This window comes from Mycoplasma phocimorsus (assembly GCF_030077875.1).
GTDB classification, from domain to species: domain Bacteria; phylum Bacillota_I; class Bacilli_A; order Mycoplasmatales; family Metamycoplasmataceae; genus Mycoplasma_H; species Mycoplasma_H phocimorsus.
Map to the genome: position 1 here is coordinate 25,649 of NZ_JASEJT010000007.1, position 22,170 is coordinate 47,818.

The window sequence follows — 22,170 nt, forward strand, 5'->3', positions numbered from 1 at the left end:
TTCCTAAATTTTTCCTTTTTTTAAAAATTATATAGCATTTTAACATATTGACAATTAAGATGCAAAAACAAATAGATTTAAAAGATTGTGGATTATTCGCAATCGCGTACTTATATAAGTATTATGAAAAAAACAATTTAGAAATTAATGAATTAAAAATGAAAGCAAAATATGATGTGGAGGGAATTAATCTTTTAGAATTACAATACATTGCTAAAGAATATGGTATTTTTCTTGAATCGTATGAAGGTAGTTATGAAGCATTTTTAAAATTAAAAATTGAAAAGCCATTTATATGTGTTATTAAAAATAATGAAATATATCATTATGTAATTATTATAAAAAAACATAAAAATATTTTAAGTATTTTTGACCCCGCAAAGGGAAAAATAAAAATGAGTATTGAAGAATTTAAAAAAATTTATTTAAATATTATAATTACTGCAACTTATAAAAAAGTTATTAAAAATAACACAAATTATCAAAAAACTAATAAGATATTTGTTCCTAATATGTTAATGTTGCTTTTAATACCTTCATTACTCTTATTACTTATATCTAATTTTATTATGAATGGATTTATTAAAATTATTTTAGATTTTTTTGCACTAAATAAAAATAATTACATATTTATTATATTTATAGTTTCATACTTATTTTTAATAATAATTCACGGATTGAATAAGTTTTTTTATTCACTAATCACTAAGTTTATAGAATTAAAAATAGCCAAAAATATTTGACAAGAAATTTCAAAAAAAATAGCATCATCATACTCTAGTTACATCAGAAAACTAACTAAAGAAGATTATATTCGTAGATATTCAGTTATTTTTGAAGTTGCATCATTTCAATCAAAATATATCTATACATTAATTTATGAAGCAATAGTATTAATATCATCTATTTTATTATTAATTTACTTTGAATATAAATTATCAATTATTGCTTTTATTACTTCGATATTAATTTGTATTATTTCAATATTTTTTCAAAATTTGAAAAATAAAAAATATGAAGAAATTCTCAAACAAACACTTGAAAACAATTATAAAAGTATTGATTTTATTTTTAATATTAATAATTTAAAAAGAAATGAAAATTTATTGATAGATTGAGAAAAGTCAAACAAAAAACTAATAATTCAAAACTTTAACTATTATAAATATGAACAATTAAATTTAATGATTAATATTATTATTTCATTAATAGCACCAATATTGATAGTGTCATTTTCTCTTGAAAATATTTATAATAAAACGCTTAGCGTGGGAACATTGGTTTTATTTCTTAACCTATTTAATTATTTAAATAATTCTTCAATTTATTTTTCCGGTTTTATATCCAATTATAAAAAATATAAAATTAATATAGAGATGTTGAATTTTATAATGAATTTCAAAACAGAAAAAGATAATGATAATGGTTTTGAAATTGACAATATTGAAAATATAGAAGTACAAAATTTAAATTTCGAATATTCAAAAGGTCATAATGTGCTTAATATAAAAAATTTTAAAACAACTAAAAACTTTAATATAAAAGGAAATAATGGTAGTGGAAAATCAACTTTGCTTTCGATTTTTGCGCTTGATGAAAAAGTAGAAAATGTTTTAAGAATCAATAATATTGATATAAATCAATTTAATAAGCGGAGATTTAGAAACGAATTAATTTTGCTAAATAGTAATATTATATTGCCAACAACATCAATTATTTCATATTTAACTAAAGGTAATTACTTATTAAAGAAAGAATTATTTGAAAATATTAAAAAATACAATTTATTATTTGTATTTAATGAAATGAACTTTAATATAAATTCTTCTATGATAAATGCAGGAAGTAATATGTCAAAAGGGCAACAAGATTTAGTTAAAATACTAAATTTGTTTTGCAAAAAATATAAATTAATTTTATTAGATGAAATATTCGAAAATCTTGACAAAAAAAATTTTGAATATTTAAAATTTGCAATAAAAGATTATCAATGTAATGCTTTTTTTATTGAAATAAGTCACAATAATAATTATATTTATGAGGAGGAAACTCTTGAAATTTAAAGATAATTTACATTGATTATTTTGATCATTTTTAATCGTAATATTATTGTTAATTATAATTATCTCTATAATTTTAACAATTAAATTAGATGTAAAAGTTAATATTAAAATTTCTAAAGAAAACTCTACATTAGTAGGATTTTTAAATAATGAACAAAGAGTTAAAATTACAAGTGATTTAAAATTGATGTTGCCATATAAAAATGATATTTATAAGTTACCAATTAAAGACTTTTTAAAAATAGAAAATAATATTTGAAAATACGTTTTTGAAACTCCAAAAGATATAAAAATTAAAACTAATTCTTATATAAATGGTTGATTCTTAATAAATGAAATTAATATATTAAATATATTATTTAAAGTATAATAATTTTATGAATTTAAATCATGAGGTAAATTTTCAAAATAATACAAATTATAAGTTTAATTTCAAAAATGAAGTTGATCAAATTATTAATGAATTTGCAAAATACTTTAATATTAAAACAAAAATTATTGTAGACCTTACTTTTGAGAATCCTGATGTTGTCCATCAACTTAATAAAGAATATAGGGGGGTAGATAAAACTACTGATGTTCTTTCTTTTGGACTAGAAGCAATTGAATTTTATAATCAAATGAATATTTTGCCACTTGGAGATATTATTATTAATTATGAAAAGATAATTTCTCAAGCAAAAGAATTTAATCATTCTGAAAAAAGAGAATTTTGTTATTTATTTACACATTCGCTTCTTCATCTATATGGTTATGATCACATCAAAATCTCTGAAGCAAAAAGAATGAATTTTATTACCGAGTGAATTATGAATAATATCAATGTTAGGAGAAAAAAAATGAATGAATCAATGTTTAGTAAAGTAAAATCTCTACTTAAAAAGTCATATGCACCACACTCAAATTTTCAGGTTGCTTGTATTTTAATTGATAAAAATGGAAAAGAATATAAAGGGGTTAATGTTGAGTCTATTGCTTACCCAAGTGGTTTGTGTGCTGAAAGAAATGCTATTTTTTCAGCTGTTACTAAAGGGGCAAAACCCCATGATTTTAAAGAAGTTCACATTATAAGTAGAAAAGAAGATGATGTGATTAATTGTTGTGGAGCATGTTTACAAGTAATGAATGAATTTCTTGATAACGATTGTGTAATCTACTGCTATAACAATAGTGGCTCAAAAGTTAGAAAATCTTCTATTAGAGAAATGATGCCATTTGCTGTTGATAGAGGATTATTTAAATAATGAAAATTTGTTTTGCTACTATTATAGGTCGTCCTAATGTTGGAAAAAGTACATTACTAAATAAATTATTAAATTTTGAAACAGCTATTACTTCACCTGTTGCACAAACAACAAGAGATCAGATTCTCGGCGTTTATACAAATGGTAATTTACAGATTGTTTTTACAGATACTCCTGGAATTCATAAGCCACAAAATAAACTTGGTGAAAAATTAAATAAAAATGCTATTGAAAGCTTAGAAGATATTGATTTAGTAATGTTTTTAACACCGATTAATGAACCAATTGGTAAAGGCGATTTATATATTTTAGATTTAATTAAAAATATAAAAAATAAAGTTGCAATTATTACAAAAACTGATTTAAATGTTTCTATAGATAAATTTCAAGAAAAAGAAAGAGAATTAAAAGAACTAGGTTTTAGTGAAATTTGAATGTTTAATGATAAAATGCAAGGATATTCAAATTTAATTATAGAAAAAATTGAAAAGTATGCTTATGAAGGAGCTTTTTTCTATGATGAAGATACTATTACTGATAAACCATTAAGATTTTTTGCAAGCGAAATTATAAGAAAATATGCCAATGAAAATTTAAGAGATGAGCTACCTCACTCTATTTCAGTACAAATAGATGAGTTTAATGAAGGCGAAGAATTTTGAGATATTTTTTCAACAATATATGTTAAAAAAGAATCTCAAAAAGGTATTATTATAGGGAAAGCTGGCTCAATGATTAAAAAGATTGGAACAGAAGCAAGAAAACATCTTGAAAATCAATTTGGAGTTAAAGTTAATTTAAATTTAAAAGTTAAAGTTAATAAAAACTGAGTTGATAATGAAAAACAATTAAAACAATGAGGTTATTAAAAAATAAAAATAGAGATTTACTAGTCTCTATTTTTATTTTAATTATTTCGTCTTATAAAAATGATAATCCACCAATAATAAAGCCTGCTATAATTGGTGCTATAACTGGAATTCATGAATAAGCTCAGTTTGCGCCAATATATTCTTGTTTTCTTTTTCTTAAAAAAATTTTTTCAGTAAAAAAGTAGATAATTCTTGGTCCAAGATCACGCGCTGGATTAATGGCATAACCTGTACTTGATCCTAGTGAAATACCAATTGACATAACTAAAAATGTGACAGGCAAGGGGCCTAAATTAGAAATATTTGCTTTTCCTATTGCTACAATTGTTCCAAGCAAAACTAATGTGCCAATTAATTCATATGCAAAATTAAAAATAGTTCCGCCTTCTTTATGATTATATGCTGGTCCTGTTGAGTGTGCTGAACGAACTACAATTAATTCTGTTTCTTGAATATGTTTTCAGTTAATAAAGTTTAAAATAATTTGAGCGGCCATTGCTCCTAATATTTGCATAGGTATAAATATTAATTGTAAGTGATTTGAAAATTTACCTGATACTCAACTTCATATAGTTACTGCTGGATTTAAGTGTGCGGCTCCATTAAGTGCTAAACTTATAATTACACCAACCATAACTGCAAAACCTCAACCCATTACAATAACTATTCATTTTCCTGATTGGTTTGCAAACATGCGTTTTGCAGATACGCTATATACAACACCATTACCAAGCAATATTAAGAATAATGTACCTAAAAATTCCGATAAATATATCATGTTACTCTTCTATTAAATTTCAATATCATTTGTTCAGTTTAATGTTTTTGAAACTGCAGTATTTCAGCCTTTTAATAAACTTTGTCTTTGTTTTTCTTCAATTTTAGGTACAAAAACTTTATCAGGCATATTTAATTTTTTGAGTTCATCAATATCTTTTCAATAACCTACAGCTAATCCGGCTAAATATGAAGCGCCCATACCTGTTGTTTCTGTATTTGTTGGACGCTCAACATTAATATTTGTAATTGATGATTGAAATTGCATTAAATAATTTGATTTTGAAGCTCCTCCATCAACTTTTAATAAAATAATTGGTTTTCCAAGATCTTTTTGCATTGCATAAATTAAATCATTTGACTGATAAGCAATTGAATCTAGTGCTGCTTTAATAATGTGTTCTCTTTTTGTTCCGCGTTCTAATCCAAAAATTGCTCCACGCGAATGCGAATCTCAATATGGCGCTCCCAATCCTGTGAATGATGGTACTATATAAACCCTTTGATCGTCATCCACTAATGAAGCAAAGAAGTCTGATTCAGCTGAATCATAAATAATTCTAATTGAATCTCTTAATCATTTAATTGCTGCTCCAGCAATAAATACCGACCCTTCTAAAGCATATACTGTTTTTTCTTTTCCAATTTTTCAAGCAATTGTTGTAAGAAGCTTGTTTTTGCTTTTTATTGGTTCATGACCTGTATTAACTAATGTAAAGCAGCCTGTTCCATAAGTATTTTTCACCATACCTACTTCTGTACACATTTGACCAAATAATGCAGATTGTTGGTCACCAGCCACACCAGTAATTGGAACTTCTCCAACCGCTTTATTTGATCAGTGCGTTGGTTTTACATATCCATATAATTCTGAAGATGATTTAACTTCTGGCAAAATGTCTTTAGGAATTTCTAATAAATCTAAAATTTCTTGATCTCATTCTAGTGTATGAATGTTAAATAATAATGTTCTTGAAGCATTTGAAACATCAGTAGCGTGAACTTTACCGTCTGTTAATTTTCACATTAATCATGTATCAATAGTTCCGGCTAATAGCACACCTTCTTCATATTTAAGTTTTGCTTCGGGAACATTTTGTAATATTCATCTGATTTTTGTACCACTAAAATAAGGGTTAATAATTAGTCCTGTTTTTTTAGTAAACATATCAGAATATCCTTGTTCAACTAATAAATCACAATATTCTGATGTTCTTCTATCTTGTCAAACAATGGCATTATAAACGGGCAAGCCTGTTTCTTTATCTCATAGAACAATAGTTTCACGCTGGTTTGTAATACCTAAAGCCGCAATATCAATTGATTTAATTTTAGCTTTATGTTTTGCTGATTGCATTGTAGAAAGTTGAGTATTTCAAATTTCTAATGGATCATGTTCAACTCATCCAGATTGTGGAAACATTTGCGTAAATTCAGTTTGTGAATTAGCAATAATTTTCCCTTCATGATTTACAACTAATGTACGACATGATGTCGTACCTGAGTCTAATGTAATTATATACTTTTCCATATTTACTCCTGCTTTGTATTAAAACTCAACTTTAAATTTTGGATTATAGTTTAAATCTTTTTCTAATTTTATTCCTGCTTCTTCTACTAATTTAGCAATTTCAATAGCAATAGCTGGTGATGATGCTATAGCTGGAGATTGCATTCCGGCAGCATTAATTCATTTTTTATTTTCTTTTGCTGACCTAATAATAAAATCATTTGTTTCTATATCAATAGGACGAGATCCAGCAAGAGTCATTTCTGTTTTTTGTAGACGGATCGTTGGGATAATTTCTGTACCAATTTTTCCTATATAATCAAATTTTTCTTTAGTTACTAATCTTGTTTCTTCTTTAGGAACACCTTCTTCAGCAGTTGGTCCCACTAAAACGCGGCCATCTAACATAGGGGCAACAATTACACCTTTCCCGTGAATTGTAGGAACTTTAAAGCAAATTGAATTTACAATTCCCGCTTCACTACGCGCTAAAATTCTATATTCGCCGCGTCTTGTTGTTTGTTTAAAATCGCCATATCCTGCTTTTTCAGCAAGAATATCAGCATAATGGCCAGCTGCATTAATAACTACTTTTGAATAAATTTTTTCGCCATTTTTTAATGTTAATTCAAATATATCATTAATATATTTTATATCAATAACTTCGGCATTTGTTTTTAACTCAGTACCATTTTGTTCACTAGCACCCATAAATGCATATGTAGCGCGCACAGGATCAATTGCTCATGAGCTTGTGCATAATAATGCGCCAACAACATTTGGATTAACATTAGGTTCTTTAGCTAAAACCTCTTCTTTTGAAATAACTTTCAAAAATTCTTTTGGAACTTTATTTACTAAACCACGTTCATATAACATGTGAACATGTTCCATCTCTTCTTCATTAAAAGCTAAAATCAATGAATCTAGTTGTGCTTTTGGAAACTCTAAATCTTTAAATATTTTAGTTCTTCATAATTCATTACCTAACACATTTAACTTTGCCTCAATTTTATGTGGTTCTGGGTCAAATCCGCCATGTATTGCGCCTGAATTTGCTTTTGATGTTTCATCGGCAAATAATGGATTTTTTTCTAATACTATTGTATTCAACTTATATTGAGAAAGTTCATAAGCAATAGTCCCGCCTATAATCCCTCCGCCAATAATCGTTATGTCATATTTTTTCATTTTAAAATTATCTCCTTTTTATTTTTTGTTTTGTCTACATAATTAATTTTAAAATTTTAAAACCTATTTTTCTTTGTGACAGACGTGTTATATGGAAAAATATGAAAAAATTGCAATTTAAATATAATAGAATTAAATTTAAATAAAATAAAAATTAAATTGTAAATTAATTAATTATTATTTTATTTAGTACAAAAGTAATCATTTTTTTGTTTTGTTATTTGCAGATATATAAAAAATAGAGCCTTAGATCTCTATTTTTTATATATCAATTTCTTGTTCTTTTAGTTTTTTTTGTTCCTGTTTTCTTTTATATCATTTAGAACAAATTATATAATGGATTGCAAGAGTTTGACTAATTGTTCATATACCACCTAATATTCAATAAATCTGAACACCAGCATTAATTGCTAAAATAAAGAATGAAAATATAGCAATCATAATATATTGAATTCTATTTTGTTTTCTTATTTGTTGTTTTTCAAGTAAGTTTGTGCGTTCTTTATTTCTTTTGGCAGTTAATATCATTGGTAATAACATTGAAATAGCTTGCATAGTAATAGCTAAAATTAATAATGGCAAGTAAACTCAACCTCCAGATAAAAGAGAGCTTGTTGAGTTTGCTGAGAATGTAATTCCTAATCATGTAGTTGATTTTAATTCAGGAATTGAGTTAATGCCTCTATACATTGCTAAAAAAATCGGCATAGAAACTACTGCCATTATAATAGGACTAAACATATTTAGACCATTTTTTTTATAAAGATCTTGAATTTCCATTCTTTTTCTATTTTCCATCATTTTATTGCCTTTATAGCTAGCATATTTTGCTTCAATTTTAGCCTTTTTAGGTGTAAGTTCTTGCTGTTTTTGTTGTGAAAATAATGATTTTCTCGTTATTGCTAATGCAATAAGTCTTACAACAATAACACTAACTATAATAACTAAAATACTTGATCAACCATATCCATATGGTAATACATCTAAAAATGAAGTCATCATTTTAATTAATGGGAAAGCAACTAAAGCATGGAAATGATCAATTTTTCAAGCATCTAATCATGAAGATAAAACAGTTTGATAATCGGGATTATAAATATTTTGTTTAATTGTTGCTTCACTAAATTTTAAATTTGCTTTATATGGTGCGACATCTTGTGAATCTATTTGATAACCTAAAAGTCTAAAATATGAAGTTACTGCTTTAATATAAGTATCTAATAATACTTTTTCTGGTTGAGATAATTCTTTATCTACAGGATTATAAATATTTTTTTCTTCATCATAAGTTACTAAGCTATTAATAAAGTCTAAAACTGATGTCTGTTTAATTTCTTTTAAAGCATCCACATAATATTTTTGTGTAAATGTTTTTTCTAAAAGTGAAGAAAGTACATCTCTAGCATAAATTTCATCAATATTTTTAGGATTCATCAATCCTATTCTTGAAAAATGAATATGTTCAATTTTATTTGGGTCAGTTACTTTATAAGTAACTAAAGCATTATCTTTTGTCATCAAATACTTTATTTCATCTTTGTTAATTGATAAAATTTTTTGAGATGGAACTAAATAATCAACTAATTTGTGACCTAATACATTATCAAAATTATTTAAAGGTTCATATGTATGCAAATTATTATTAGTTCTATTTAATTCTTCTTGTTTTTGTGTTGGCTGATATCTAAATAAGTATCTTCCATTTTTTGAGTATGGCGCTTTAATTGCATTGCCTTTAACGATTTCTTTTTCATCATCAAAAACAACTGATGAAGAATAGCCTTCACCGTAAGTTGAAAAATCTTTTTCACTTTGTTCAATTAATGGCTTTGTATAATCTTTATGAATATATTTAATGTCCTCATTATTTATTTCATAAATTTTTGTTATTTCATTATATTTAAAGGTTTTTACAATAGGTGATGCTTCTTCTCTTTTTGTATAATATTCAAAACCTGACCCTGGTATAGTACCAGTTTTAAAAGCTAACAACTGTACACAGGCTGTAAGTGCTATTGTTAAAAGAAATACAAATGAAATAATTTTCGCAACTTTTCAAATAATTCTTATAACTTTTTTTATTTTATGATTTTTATTATTTTCAGGGTCATTAGTTTTTGCACTATTTACAAAATAATCTAAAAATTTAGATCTTTTTTTCTTATTTATTGGCAAGGGCACCTCCTAACTTATTAAATATATTTTTTAAAAATTTGACTTTTTCTTCGAAAGCTGCATCAATATATTCTTTTCTAATTATTAATACAATTCTTAATTTAAGATTAAATAAATTTAAAGTTCTTAAAATGGCTTTTGTTTGTCTCTTAATCTTATTTCTACTAACGGCATTTGCAAACTTTTTCGGTATTGAAATTCCAATTTTAAAACTTTGACTTTCTTTATAATATAGGACCAATCACTTGTTAATTACTTGCTTTTTAGAGGCCATTATCGATTGAAAATCTCAATTTTTTTGTAATCGATATTTTTTTTGCATTTAAATTATTTATCAGATACTGTTAAGTTTTTTCTTCCTTTAGCACGTCTTGCTGCTAAAACTTTTCTACCACCAACAGTTGCCATTCTTGCTCTAAAACCATGTGTTTTAATATGTTTTAGTTTATTTGGTTGATATGTTCTTTTCATGACTCTCTCCTTTTATTTATATTTGTTCTACATCAGTTAAAACTGATTGTCACTGTCATACAGCTTTTAACATTCATTTATTTAAATTATCGATGACTGGTTGCATTAACATATTTCATTGAGTTGTTGTTGTAAATTCTAATATTTTTTGAAAATCTTCAATAAGAATATCGGCAATAAATAATGAATCAAATTTCTTGCTTGGTTCAGAATTTATTAATGATTCTTTTGAAATTTTATTAAATTCTACTATAGGCAATCCGCCTAATTGAATAATTAAATCACCTATCTCATCATAGCTAGATGAGCAAGTAAAAATCAAATCATTTAATTGTTTATAAGCTTCAAAATGATCTAGGCCAACAACATTTCAGCGGAAATTCTTTAGTTTAAACTCCATTTGTGCTAAAGTTGCATGAAGTTTCATTAATTTATTCTCTAAATCTCTCATCACTAACCCTTCTAAATCAATGTTTATTTATAATATTTCATAATTATAATATAAAATATATTAATATAATTAAAAAAAGAAGGTAGTGAAAATGCTTGATATTAAACACATTTTTGAAAATAAAGAAACTGTAAAAAACAAGTTAAATTTAAGAGGGTTTAATACTAAAATTATTGATGAAATTTACAAAAAGGGTAAAGATTTAGGAAAAATTAAGTTTGAAATCCAGAATTTACAATCTGATGTAACTAAGAAATCAAAAGAGATAAGTTTAAACATAAAAGATAATAAAAAAGTTGAAAAAATAAAAGAAGAAATTTTAAAAATTAAAGAACAAATTTTTCAAAAAAATGAAAAATTTGAGCAACTTAATTCTTTTATTTTAAAGGAAATGTTATTAATTCCAAATCTTCCACTTGATGATGTTCCTGTAGGCAATTCAGAAGAAGAAAATGTAGTGATATCTACACATGAAAAATTGGGTAGAGGCTTAGTAAAACAAGAAATTTCTCATTCAGATATAGCTCATGATTTAGGAATAATTGATCTTCCAAGAGCAGTTAAAATGTCAGGTTCAAGATTTGTTATTTACAAAAATGATGGAGCAAAATTAGTTAGGGCTTTACAATGATTTATGTTAGAAGAACATATTTCTCGCGGTTATGAAGAATATAATATTCCTTTATTAGTTAAATCACAAATGTTAAAAGGAACTGGACAATTACCAAAATTTGAAGAAGATTTATTTAAAATTGCTAATGAAGATTTATATTTAATTCCTACAGCTGAAGTTAGTTTAACTAATGTCTGAAATAATGAAATTTTAAATCTTGATGATCCAATAAAAGTAACTGCTTTTTCTGAATGTTTTAGGTCAGAAGTAGGTTCTGGAGGCAAAGATAATAAGGGAATTATTAGAAATAAACAATTTAAAAAAGTTGAATTAGTAAAAATTGTTAAAGAGGAAGATATTAAGCATGAATTTGAAAAAACTCTTGATGATGCCAAAAATATTTTAGAAAAACTTGAAATTCCTTATAGAGAATTACTATTATGTACTGGTGATTTAGGCTTTTCAAGTGAACAAACTATTGATTTAGAGTTATGAATGCCTTCTGAAAATAAATTTCGTGAAGTTTCAAGTGTTTCAAGATTTGGAGATTTTCAAGGCAGAAGAGCAATGATCAGATATAAAAATGGTAAAGAAAATAAATATGTTTTTACAATTAATGGTTCAGGCTTAGCTATTGATCGTTTGATTGCTGCTATTATTGAAAATGGTTATAATAAAGAGGATGGGTCTGTAAGTATACCTAAAGCTCTTATTCCTTATATGCAAATTGATAAAATAACAAAAAGAAAATAGCCAATCAAGCTATTTTCTTTTTGTTTCAATTAAATTATCAAAAAGCGAAAATACTGTTAAAGGTCCAACTCCACCTGGAACTGGCGACATCAATGATACTCATCTGTCAAGTCCATCTGGATCAACATCACCTATAGGCTTACCTAAATTATCTTGATCTTGATTAATTCCAACATCAATTACTATAGAACCTTTTTTTAGGTTTTCTTTTTTCACAAGTTTTGCTACACCTGTTGCAACTATAACAATATCATTATTTTCAAGACCGCTAATTCCTGTTTCTTTATCATATCTAGAAAGTATGGCGCCACGGCGGGCTAATAGTGTAGAAAGTGGTTTCCCAACTAAATCAGATTGTCCAACAACTCCAACAGTTTTTCCTTCAACTTCTATTTCATAAACATCAAGCAATGTTAAAACAGACTTAACAGTGGCAGGAATAAATGTTTTTTGATTTGAATATAATTTTTCAAGGTTTTTAGTTGTTAAGCCATCCACATCTTTGTCAATTTCTATTAAGTCACAAACTTTGCGCTTATCAAGATGAGATGGAACAGGAAGCTGAATAATTATCCCGTCATAATGTTCATTAATATATTCCATTTCTTTTTTTATTTCTTTAAAAGAAATTGTTTCTGAAAATTTAAATAATTTTTTATTAACGCCAAGTTCAGTTGCTTTATTCATTTTAAATTGAATATATTTATTCGAAGCAAAGTTATCACCTATTTGAACTATTGCTAATGTTGGTTTTTTTGTTAATTTGTTGATTTCATCTTTTAAAATTTCTGTTAATTTTTGAGAAATTTCTTTACCATTCATTAATTGCATAATTTCTCCTTTTGATAAAATTTTAGTTGAGATTTATAATTCTCATATTTATCTCTTTCCTCTTGAATTTTAGATTCAGGAGCTTTAGAAATAAATTTTTCATTGCTTAAAATTGCAAGAGATCTTTTAACTTCGGCCTTAAAAAATTTAATTTTTTCTTCTATTTCTTGTTCTTTTTTAATTTTAATCTCATCAGTTAAATAAAATGAAATAATTCCAGTTTTAAGTGAATGGCTTGATACACTCTCATCTTTTTTAATAAATAAAGAATTAGTCATTTTCTCAATAGTTTTACTCATTTTTTCAATACTTTTTGTATATTGTTCTTCAAGAGATTCAAAGTTTCACTCAACTAATTGTTTATTGCTAATTTGATTATTCTCGCGATGAACTCTTATTAAGGTAACAATATCAATAATCATTTCTACATCAATGTTATCTTCATAATTTTCAAAATTTGGCATTGTCATTTCAAATATTGAATCATTAAATAATTCTAGATGAATTGCTTCTGTAACAAATGGTAGAAATGGATGAATAATAAATAATAATTTTTTAATATTTTCTAAATTAAATTTTTTATTATTTTCGTTTTTAGAAAGTTCTAAATATCATGAACTAAATTTATTAAAAATAAAATCAGAAATTTCCTTTGTAATTAAATTAAATTCATATTTAGATATATGTTTATCAATTTTTTCATTTAATGAATAAAGCTCATTTTCAATTCATTTATCATAAATTGTTTTAGAACTTTCAGATTCTTTTTTAGAATTTATATATCTTGCAGCATTTCATAATTTTGTAATAATTGCTTGACTATTTACAAAATCTTTATTACCAATTCTTAAATCTGTGCCTGCTTTCGTTCCTGAAATAAGTGCTCATCTAAGTGCATCGCTTCCATACTTATTAATAACATCAATAGGATCAATTCCATTGCCTAATGATTTAGAAAATTTGACATTATTCTCATCTCTAACAAGTCCATGGATCATAATATCTTTAAAAGGTGCTTTTGATTGAAATTCTAATGAAAACATGTACATTCTTGCAATTCAAAAGAAAATTAAATCTCGACCAGTAACTAATAAATCAACAGGATAATATCTATTAATTAATTTTTCTGATTGTGGTCAACCCATAAAAGCAAATGGCGCTAATCCCGAACTAAATCATGTATCAAGAACATCTTCATCTCTAATTCATCCTTCGCCAGGAGATTCAATTTGAACTAAAACTTTATCATTTTTATATCATGCCGGAATTTGATGCCCTCATCAAAGCTGTCTTGAAATTGTTCAATCATAAACTTTATCCATTCATAACTTAAGCTCTTTTTCAAATCTTTCTGGATAAAATTTAGACTTGTTTTTACTTTTTAAATCTTTAATAATCATATCAGCAAATTTATCCATTTTAACAAATCATTGCTTTCTAACAAGAATTTCAACTACTTCTTTACTACGATCACTAATTCCAACACTTGATATAGTTTTTTCAATTTTTTCAATAAAATTTTGCTCTTTTAAATATTTAATAATTTCTTTTCTAGCAGTAAAACGATCAAGATTATTAAATTGATTTGCATTATATAGAATTCCACTCTCATCAATTGTCTCATTGATTTCTAAGCCTAATTTTTTAATAATTTCTATATCATTAGAAGCGTGAGCAGATAATTTCATTAAACCTGTCCCAAATTTCATATCAATATATTCATCACTAAGAATTGGTAACTCTTTATTTAAAAGTGGATGAATAATTTTTTTATTTTTTAAATGTTTGAAGCGTTCATCAGCAGGATTATAAAGAACAGCTACGTCAGAAAATAGTGTCTCTGGTCTAACTGTAGCAATTGTAAGAAAATCATTACTATTTGCAATAGGATATTTAATATATACCATTTCTTGTTCTATTTCTTTATTAATAACTTCTACATTACTTAATGCGGTTTTTAGTTTTGGGTCTCAGCTAATTGCTTTAGAATCACGATAAATTAATCCTTTTTTATATAATGTTATAAATGCTTTTAAAACTGCTTCATTAGCATCCTTATCAAGAGTAAATCTTTCATTTTCATAATCTAAAGAAAGACCAAGCCTATCCCATTGCTTATGAATATTTTTTGAATACTCTTCTTTTCATTTTCAACATTCTTCAAGAAATTTTTCACGACCTATATCCAATTTATTAATTCCTTGTTGATATAATTTTGACTCTACTTTTGATTGCGTTGCAATTCCAGCATGATCAGTTCCTGTTATAAATCAAGTATCAAATCCTCTTAATTTTTTATATCTTAAAATTGAGTCAGGCAAATAAGTATCAAGAGCATGTCCTAAATGTAAAACACCTGTAACATTAGGAGGAGGCAATAAAATTGTGAATGGCTTTTTTGCTTCGTCTCTTTTTGTAAAATATTTAGCATCTTGTCATTTTTCATAAATTAATTTTTCATACTTTGCAAAGTCAAATATTTTTTCCATATACACCTCTTAAGCCAAAGTTTTATGACTTGTATAATATAATTATTATTATATTAAATAAGTGATTTTTTATATAATTTTATAATATGAATAACGCAAAAAAATTAGTTAGTGGTATAACTGCAACTGGAAAATTAACTTTAGGAAATTATCTTGGAGCAATTAAAAATTTTGTTAAACTTCAACATGAATATGATTCATATTTTTTTGTTGCCGATTTACATGCTTTAACAATAGAAATTAGTCCGAGCGAATTAAGAAAAAATAGAAAAGATATTTTTGCATTATATTTAGCTTGTGGGATTGATCCTGAAAAATCTACAATATTTTTTCAATCAGATGTATCACAACACTCTGAATTGTATTGAATCCTTACAAATAATTCAACAATAGGCGAATTATCAAGAATGACTCAATTTAAAGATAAAAGCTCAAAAATAAAAAACTCAAATGGCACTGAAAGCGTTCCGACTGGATTATTTATGTATCCAATATTAATGGCGAGCGACATATTATTGTATAACGCTGACATAATTCCTGTTGGTCATGATCAAATTCAACATGTTGAATTAACTAGAAATCTTGCAAATAGGATTAATAATAAGTATAATCTTAATTTAACATTACCTAACGCTTTTGTTTCAAAAGTTGGAGCAAAAATTAAATCTTTAACAAATCCTGAAAAGAAAATGTCAAAATCTGATGAGAATTCAAAATCTACAATTTACTTACTCGATGACCCAAACATTGCTTACAATAAAATTATGAAAGCAGTTACGGATAGCGAAAATAAAATTTATATTTCAAATGAAAAGCCTGGAATTACAAATTTATTAACAATATATGCTTCATTAAATGAGATTACAATACAAGAGACCGAAAATATATTTAAAGAGAAAAGTTATTTTGATTTAAAACAGGCGGTTGCTAATGATGTTAAAAACTTATTGATTGAAATTCAAAAAAAATATCAAGAATCTTTAAAAAATATTGACAAGTATTCAAAAATAGGTGCACAAAAGGCTTGCTACACAGCGAAGAAAGTGATGAACAAAATTTATAAAAAAATTGGTTTAGGAGACAAAAATGAAAGTAAATAAAAACTTAAATCACACTACAGCACATTTAATGGCTGCTGCTGTATATGAACTTTTTCCAGATACTCAATTAGCATTTGGACCGGCTATTGAAGAAGGTTATTACTATGATTTCAAATTTGCTAATCCTTTATTATTAGAGGATTTGATAAATATCGAAAAAAGAATGAAACAACTTTCAAAAAGAAATATCCATATGATTGAAGTTGATGAAAAAACATATTTTGAATTTTATTCAAAAAGAAATGCTGATCAACCATTTAAAAAATATATGCAAGAAAAATTAGCAACTGAAGAAAAAAACATTACATATTACTCATTATTTGACGAACAAAAAAAAGAACATGTTTTTGTTGATTTATGTGCTGGCGGCCATGTTGAGAGTGTTTCACAAATTAAATACTTTAAAGTGCTTAATTTATCAGGTTCATACTGATTAGGCGATTCAAATAATGAACAGTTAACAAGAATTTATGGAACTTGTTGAGAGAGTGATTCTGAATTAAAAGAATATTTAGATCTTGTTAAAATGAGAAAAGAAAATGATCACCGCCAATTAAATAAACAACTTAAATTATTTAGTTTTCATAAATTAGGCGGTCAAGGTTTACCATTTTGACTTGAAAACGGAATGAAAGTACGTAATTCATTAAGAAATTTAGTTTTAAAATTAGATAAAAAATATGGATTTACTGAAGTTTTAACTCCTCACTTTGGTAGTGAAGATTTATATAGAACATCGGGTCACTTAGATCATTATAAAGATGATATGTTTCCCGTTATTGAAGCTGAAGGTGAAAGAATGATCCCTAGACCAATGACTTGTCCACACCACTTAGTTTTATTTAATTCAGAATTTCACTCATATAGAGATCTTCCAAAAAGATATAGTGAACAAGCTAGACTTTATAGATATGAAAAATCTGGAGCTTTAACAGGACTTGAACGTGTTAGAGGGATGGATTTAACAGAAGGTCACTTACTAGTTACTCCTGAACAAATTGAACAAGAAGTATTTGCAATGTATTCACAAATTACTGAAATGTTATCAAAATTTGATTTAAAAATTGATTACATTTCTTTATCGTTAAGAGATAAAGAAGATAAAGAAAAATACTTTCAAGATGATTTAATGTGAGAAAGTTCAGAAAAAATGTTAAAAAATGTTTTGAGCAAAATGAATGTAGTTTATGAAGAAAAAATTGGCGAAGCCGCTTTTTATGGACCAAAAATTGATATTCAAATTAAAACAATGCTAAATCATGAAATTACTGTTTCAACTATTCAGCTTGATTTCTTATTGCCAAAAAGATTTGATTGTTGATACATAAATAAAGATAATGAAAAACAAACACCAGTAATGATTCATAGAGGATTAATTGGTACTTATGAAAGATTCATTTCTATTTTATTGGAACAATATAAAGGTAACTTCCCTCTTTGATTGGCACCTAATAAAATTAAAATTATTCCTGTAGCTTTAGATGATAAATTAGTTGAATACTGTAAACAAATTCAAAAAGAATTTGCATTTAACGAATTAGATGCTGAAATTGATTTGAAAGATGAAAGACTACCTAAAAAAATTCGTGAAGCTCACTTTGAAAAATACAAATACCAATTAATTATTGGTGAAAACGAACTTCAAAATAATGAAATATCAGTTCGTGAATTTGGAAGTAATGAAACAAAATTATATAAATTAGATGATTTTATTTTATTAGTTAAAAACAAAATAAGTAAATATGAGTAAGAAAATCAAAACATATCTTTTTATAACTTTCACATTAATATTTGTTGTTATTCCGCTTTTTATCTTGTGAATGTTATTTGGTAGAGATATATTATATAAAGAAAAAAATGGAAGTAGTTCTGTTGAACTACTTCCATTGAAATATAATTTAATTATAGTTATTTTTGTATCTTTATTAATAATTGTAATTAATGTCTTGTTGATTCATTTTAATATTTTTGAAATTAAATCAATAACTTATATACTACCATTTACAGTTGTTATGATTGCTTTAATATATACAGGTTATCAAAAAGAAATATTAAAATGATGAGGTAGGGTTTTAATAATTCTTTCTACAGTATTAATAGCTATTCCTACAAACATAATTGCTTTTAGATTTGAAGAAAAGCAAATAGCTAAAAATATTAATAAAATAAGAAATAATAATAAATAAATTTAATTAAAGTAAATAAAACTCAAATACAGATTCAAATTTCTGTATTTGAGTTTTTTTTGTTTTAAAATCTTGGAGCAATTGAGTACACTTAAAGTGATAATTCTCTGTGCCTTTTCAAGTATTTTAAGAAAATAACAATAAATTGCTCTTTAAGTATCATAATTTTATAAATTGGAAAATTAGGAAATTAAATGTAGATGAATATGAAAAAAGGAACGAAATTGGCCGGCGTGCTTACTGGTATAGGCGCACTGGATATTATTACACTATCTTCTAGTTATTCTTTCATTCAAACTACAGAAACTAATAAAGAAGTTAAGCTGAAAATTGATAATTTATAAAGACCAAGAACAAGTTATAAAGTTCTAGAAAAAAATGCCGCAATTACAACAACTCATTTTAAAATTCCAAGATTAACTATTAAAAAAAGAAAAAAGCAAAAGCTCAAGAAACTAGAAAAACTATCATAGATCAATATCTTAAATATAAGCAAGAACATGAGAAAGAACAAAGTAATGGTCTACTTATTGTTATAGGTTCAGTTCTTGGCAGTGCTGCTTTTATTGGTAGTATTATAGGAATTGAATATTATTTTGAAGAAATAAATTCAGTTACAAAACACAATATCAAAACTTCAGTTATTTCCAAACTTTATGTTAATATAGCTCATAAAATCTTTGTATATCCAAATCCACAAATTACTAAAAATTTCAAAAAGTTATTATGAGATATTTATGATGCTAATGATAAAGATTCAAATAGTGTTTTGAGTTGATTAAAAGCTAATATTCCTAATATATTTAGTCAAAGCGATCTTATTAAACTTTTTTCTTCTAGTACAACTGATGAAATAATATCTAGTTTAGAAAATTTTAATTTTAAAGAGACTTTATACAACTACAAAAACTCAAAAGACCCAAATGGATTTTTTTCTCTATTATTTAAAATATTTAAAAGCGATTTATATTTAACTAATTCATTTTTAGATTTTATATTTTCATTAAAAAACAATAAATCTAAATTAAATAATAATAGCTATTTAGACTTTCTTTTAAGTGGATATGTATGAAAATCCAACATATAAAGGCAGAGGAAGAGGGTTATTAGGAACAATTCTTTCATTTCTTCCTAACCCAGAAAAAATAGCTTTAGAAAAACGTATAAGGGAGCAAGATCCTAAAGTTTTTATTGGCTTGTTTAAAAAATATACAAAAGAAAGTATTGAAGAATCCAAATTCATTAACTTTTTAGAGATTTCTTAGATAAATATGGTGATTTGCATCCATTAGATACAATATATGCTTTAAGTCAATTTGAATGAGTTGTTGATAAAAGCTATATTTCATTTTATTTTAAAGATTTATTAAACTCTATTGACTTAAATACAATTTTTGTTTTTTTGAGAAACTTAGTCCCAATGCTGTAACTTTTAAGGGTATTCTTGATGTTTTTAAAGAGGGATTAGAATCTTTAAAAAAAGGAATAAGAAAAATAAGGGGACAAGAAATTTCTGAAAAATTAAAAAATGAAATTTACTAATTAGTTGAATTTCTCAACAAATTGATTGATAGGTGTTTTTTAGCAATTTACGGTCTTTATCAGCATTCAATAGATTTAAAACCCTATTTAAAAAATTATTTATATGGCGAAAACATTAATTTTAAAACTAAGGAAGAACTATATGAAAAGTAGAGAGGTTAAATTCAGCTTCTCTATATTTTTATAATGTTAAAAATTTATTAATTTAGCAATATTTACACAACTAATATGGCTATAAAAACAAATTTCTTTCTAAATTTTGCATAAAGTTTTCACCATATAAATAGCTTTATAAATTTAAGTAATCTAATGAATAATAAATTAAGAATATTGAGCACGCATATTGGTATAAGTATAATGAGTTTAGCTTCATTTTCTACTAGTTGTACTGTAAAAAATAAATCTAAAAAGAGTAAAACATATTACAAAGATACAACTTATTAAATAAACAACAAGAAGTTAAACAAATTGAAACTAAACTTGTTTCATTAGAAAATTCTCATTTAAAAATTCTTAAATTACTTTCTAATAATTACCAAAACAATAACAATGTTTCAATCCTTAAAATGGCTTTTAATAAATCGAAATCGACCACTAAAGAAATTAAAAAATCTTTTTATGACTTTTAAAAAAAGGATAAAATAATCTAGAAAAAATAATAATAGTTGATGAAATATTCAAAACATTCTTACAGTAGTGGGGGGGGCAGCTTAGGTGCTGCAGCTGCTGTTGGACTTGGTGTAGGTTTGGGTTATTATTTTGAAAATAAAAATGAGAGCACTAAACACAATTTGAAAAGTTGATTCTATTCAAATATATATCAAAATATTGTTAATAATATTTTGATAAACCACTCCGCAGAATCAACAGCAGCTTTTAAAAAGATACTTAGAAAGTTACTTATTGAAAATGATTCAAAACCAAATGATGTTTTGAAATGATTAAAAGATAAATTCGGAGCTGTTTTTAAATCTAAAAGATTATTCAAATTATTAAACCAATTAACTTCTGATGAATTTAATAATCTTTTAAAAACTTTAAACTTAGGTGAATTGTTACACTCGTATATTTATAAAAAAAGTAGTTCAAATTTTATTTCCATATTATTTAAAACATTTGAAGAAGATCCAGAATTATTAAAATTATTTTTAGAATATTTTTCAACATTAAAAGGTGTTAACTTAAAGAATAAAATTATTGACGGGTTTGATCAACTTACAAGAACTGATAATACTGATTACGATAAAATTAAAAGAAATAAGCTAACTATTACCTTTGGTGATGATATATATAATATACTTGAGGCAGATCAAATTTATTGATGAAGGATTAAAAACTCCGCTGAATCTCTTTCTAAAATTTTTAGTAAGTATTCAAAAGGTTATGCTGATGTAAATTTTTTAACTGACTTGTTTAGCAATTTTTTTAACTCACAATGGTCATTTGCACCCTTATGATTTAGTAGTTGTTCTTGGTAAATATTCGTTAAAATATTATGTTACATTTTATAACTTAACAGAACAAATTGATTTTAACTCAATGTTCGACTTATTAAAATTAATGAATCCTAACGCTGTGACATTAAGCAACTTTTTCAAAGCAATGAGAGATGGACTAGAATCTCTTAAAAAAGGAGTTGAAAAACTCAAAAAGAAAGAACAAACTGACAAATTAATTAACGAAGTTAAATGAATTGCTGAAGTAAATGCAAAAATCATTAACAATTATTTAGCTAGATTATATAGTGATCATGAATATGGTTTTGACATGGCTGGTGTTATTTTTAGATACTTGTATATAGAAGCAGCAGCTAAAGAGAGTTCCTACTTACTTGAAAAGGGTTATAATTCATATAGCGATTCTATCTATCCTGAAAAATAAAAACATAGCTAGATTACTATC

General features: G+C 25.5%; 21 protein-coding genes. 12 read left to right on the top strand and 9 right to left on the bottom strand.

Annotation, left to right across the window (positions count from 1 at the left end; translation table 4 throughout):
- Positions 1-59 precede the first annotated feature (59 nt).
- The 4 genes from QMA87_RS01385 to era are packed head-to-tail and all read left to right on the top strand — an operon-like array spanning position 60 to position 4,176.
- Positions 60-2,063 carry an Mbov_0121 family peptidase domain-containing ABC transporter gene (locus QMA87_RS01385; protein WP_283823763.1) on the top strand — a complete coding sequence of 668 codons (2,004 nt, stop codon included), beginning with the start codon at positions 60-62 and terminating at the stop codon, positions 2,061-2,063.
- A complete protein-coding gene (locus QMA87_RS01390) occupies positions 2,053-2,433 on the top strand; it encodes an MAG1140 family protein (RefSeq protein ID WP_283827426.1) in 381 nt (126 codons plus the stop codon). Before QMA87_RS01385 ends, QMA87_RS01390 begins: the two co-directional genes overlap by 11 nt.
- A 7-nt stretch (positions 2,434-2,440) precedes the next feature.
- On the top strand, positions 2,441-3,307 hold the full coding sequence (gene ybeY / locus QMA87_RS03210) for an rRNA maturation RNase YbeY (RefSeq protein WP_336619113.1): 867 nt from the start codon (positions 2,441-2,443) through the stop codon (positions 3,305-3,307).
- A complete protein-coding gene (gene era, locus QMA87_RS01405; RefSeq protein ID WP_283823761.1) occupies positions 3,307-4,176 on the top strand; it encodes a GTPase Era in 870 nt (289 codons plus the stop codon). The genes ybeY and era overlap by 1 nt, the downstream gene beginning before the upstream one ends.
- Before the next feature lie 52 nt (positions 4,177-4,228).
- Here the strand turns inward: era and QMA87_RS01410 are convergent, their stop codons facing one another.
- The 7 genes from QMA87_RS01410 to QMA87_RS01440 form a co-directional block, all read right to left on the bottom strand.
- Positions 4,229-4,957, bottom strand: a complete 729-nt coding sequence (locus tag QMA87_RS01410; RefSeq protein WP_283833719.1) for an MIP/aquaporin family protein — start codon at positions 4,955-4,957, stop codon at positions 4,229-4,231.
- 12 nt (positions 4,958-4,969) lie between these two features.
- Positions 4,970-6,487, bottom strand: coding sequence for a glycerol kinase GlpK (gene glpK / locus QMA87_RS01415; protein ID WP_283823759.1), 1,518 nt, complete (start codon positions 6,485-6,487; stop codon positions 4,970-4,972).
- 18 nt (positions 6,488-6,505) lie between these two features.
- Positions 6,506-7,657, bottom strand: coding sequence for a type 2 glycerol-3-phosphate oxidase (glpO, locus tag QMA87_RS01420; protein ID WP_283823758.1), 1,152 nt, complete (start codon positions 7,655-7,657; stop codon positions 6,506-6,508).
- Between the two features lie 261 nt (positions 7,658-7,918).
- On the bottom strand, positions 7,919-9,832 hold the full coding sequence (gene yidC / locus QMA87_RS01425) for a membrane protein insertase YidC (protein ID WP_283833720.1): 1,914 nt from the start codon (positions 9,830-9,832) through the stop codon (positions 7,919-7,921).
- Positions 9,819-10,154 carry a ribonuclease P protein component gene (gene rnpA, locus QMA87_RS01430; protein WP_283827430.1) on the bottom strand — a complete coding sequence of 112 codons (336 nt, stop codon included), beginning with the start codon at positions 10,152-10,154 and terminating at the stop codon, positions 9,819-9,821. The genes yidC and rnpA overlap by 14 nt, the downstream gene beginning before the upstream one ends.
- Positions 10,155-10,159: 5 nt before the next feature.
- On the bottom strand, positions 10,160-10,303 hold the full coding sequence (gene rpmH / locus QMA87_RS01435; RefSeq protein WP_283823755.1) for a 50S ribosomal protein L34: 144 nt from the start codon (positions 10,301-10,303) through the stop codon (positions 10,160-10,162).
- A gap of 16 nt (positions 10,304-10,319) precedes the next feature.
- Complete coding sequence (locus tag QMA87_RS01440) at positions 10,320-10,754, bottom strand: ferritin family protein (RefSeq protein ID WP_283823754.1); 435 nt, start codon at positions 10,752-10,754, stop codon at positions 10,320-10,322.
- Positions 10,755-10,845: 91 nt separating this feature from the next.
- Between QMA87_RS01440 and serS the strand changes: the two genes are divergently transcribed.
- On the top strand, positions 10,846-12,120 hold the full coding sequence (gene serS / locus QMA87_RS01445; protein WP_283833788.1) for a serine--tRNA ligase: 1,275 nt from the start codon (positions 10,846-10,848) through the stop codon (positions 12,118-12,120).
- Positions 12,121-12,129: 9 nt separating this feature from the next.
- Here serS and QMA87_RS01450 read toward each other — a convergent pair whose 3' ends face one another.
- Together QMA87_RS01450 and QMA87_RS01455 are read right to left on the bottom strand one after the other, a co-directional pair.
- Complete coding sequence (locus QMA87_RS01450) at positions 12,130-12,951, bottom strand: bifunctional 5,10-methylenetetrahydrofolate dehydrogenase/5,10-methenyltetrahydrofolate cyclohydrolase (RefSeq protein WP_283827432.1); 822 nt, start codon at positions 12,949-12,951, stop codon at positions 12,130-12,132.
- Positions 12,942-15,440, bottom strand: coding sequence for a valine--tRNA ligase (locus QMA87_RS01455; protein ID WP_283833721.1), 2,499 nt, complete (start codon positions 15,438-15,440; stop codon positions 12,942-12,944). Before QMA87_RS01455 ends, QMA87_RS01450 begins: the two co-directional genes overlap by 10 nt.
- 86 nt (positions 15,441-15,526) lie before the next feature.
- On the opposite strand from QMA87_RS01455, the gene trpS reads away from it, so the two are divergent.
- From trpS to QMA87_RS01490, 7 genes are all read left to right on the top strand, one after another.
- Entirely contained in the window at positions 15,527-16,540 is a 1,014-nt protein-coding gene (gene trpS, locus QMA87_RS01460) for a tryptophan--tRNA ligase (RefSeq protein ID WP_283823750.1), read from the top strand.
- Complete coding sequence (thrS, locus tag QMA87_RS01465; RefSeq protein ID WP_283833722.1) at positions 16,527-18,290, top strand: threonine--tRNA ligase; 1,764 nt, start codon at positions 16,527-16,529, stop codon at positions 18,288-18,290. The genes trpS and thrS overlap by 14 nt, the downstream gene beginning before the upstream one ends.
- Entirely contained in the window at positions 18,283-18,726 is a 444-nt protein-coding gene (locus tag QMA87_RS01470) for an MAG3450 family membrane protein (protein WP_283823748.1), read from the top strand. Before thrS ends, QMA87_RS01470 begins: the two co-directional genes overlap by 8 nt.
- 200 nt (positions 18,727-18,926) lie before the next feature.
- Positions 18,927-19,070, top strand: coding sequence for a hypothetical protein (locus QMA87_RS01475; protein WP_283830486.1), 144 nt, complete (start codon positions 18,927-18,929; stop codon positions 19,068-19,070).
- 720 nt (positions 19,071-19,790) lie between these two features.
- On the top strand, positions 19,791-19,991 hold the full coding sequence (locus tag QMA87_RS01480; protein ID WP_283833723.1) for a hypothetical protein: 201 nt from the start codon (positions 19,791-19,793) through the stop codon (positions 19,989-19,991).
- 945 nt (positions 19,992-20,936) lie between these two features.
- Complete coding sequence (locus tag QMA87_RS01485; protein WP_283833724.1) at positions 20,937-21,746, top strand: hypothetical protein; 810 nt, start codon at positions 20,937-20,939, stop codon at positions 21,744-21,746.
- Positions 21,747-21,828: 82 nt separating this feature from the next.
- Positions 21,829-22,149, top strand: a complete 321-nt coding sequence (locus QMA87_RS01490) for a hypothetical protein (protein ID WP_283833725.1) — start codon at positions 21,829-21,831, stop codon at positions 22,147-22,149.
- Positions 22,150-22,170 lie beyond the last annotated feature (21 nt).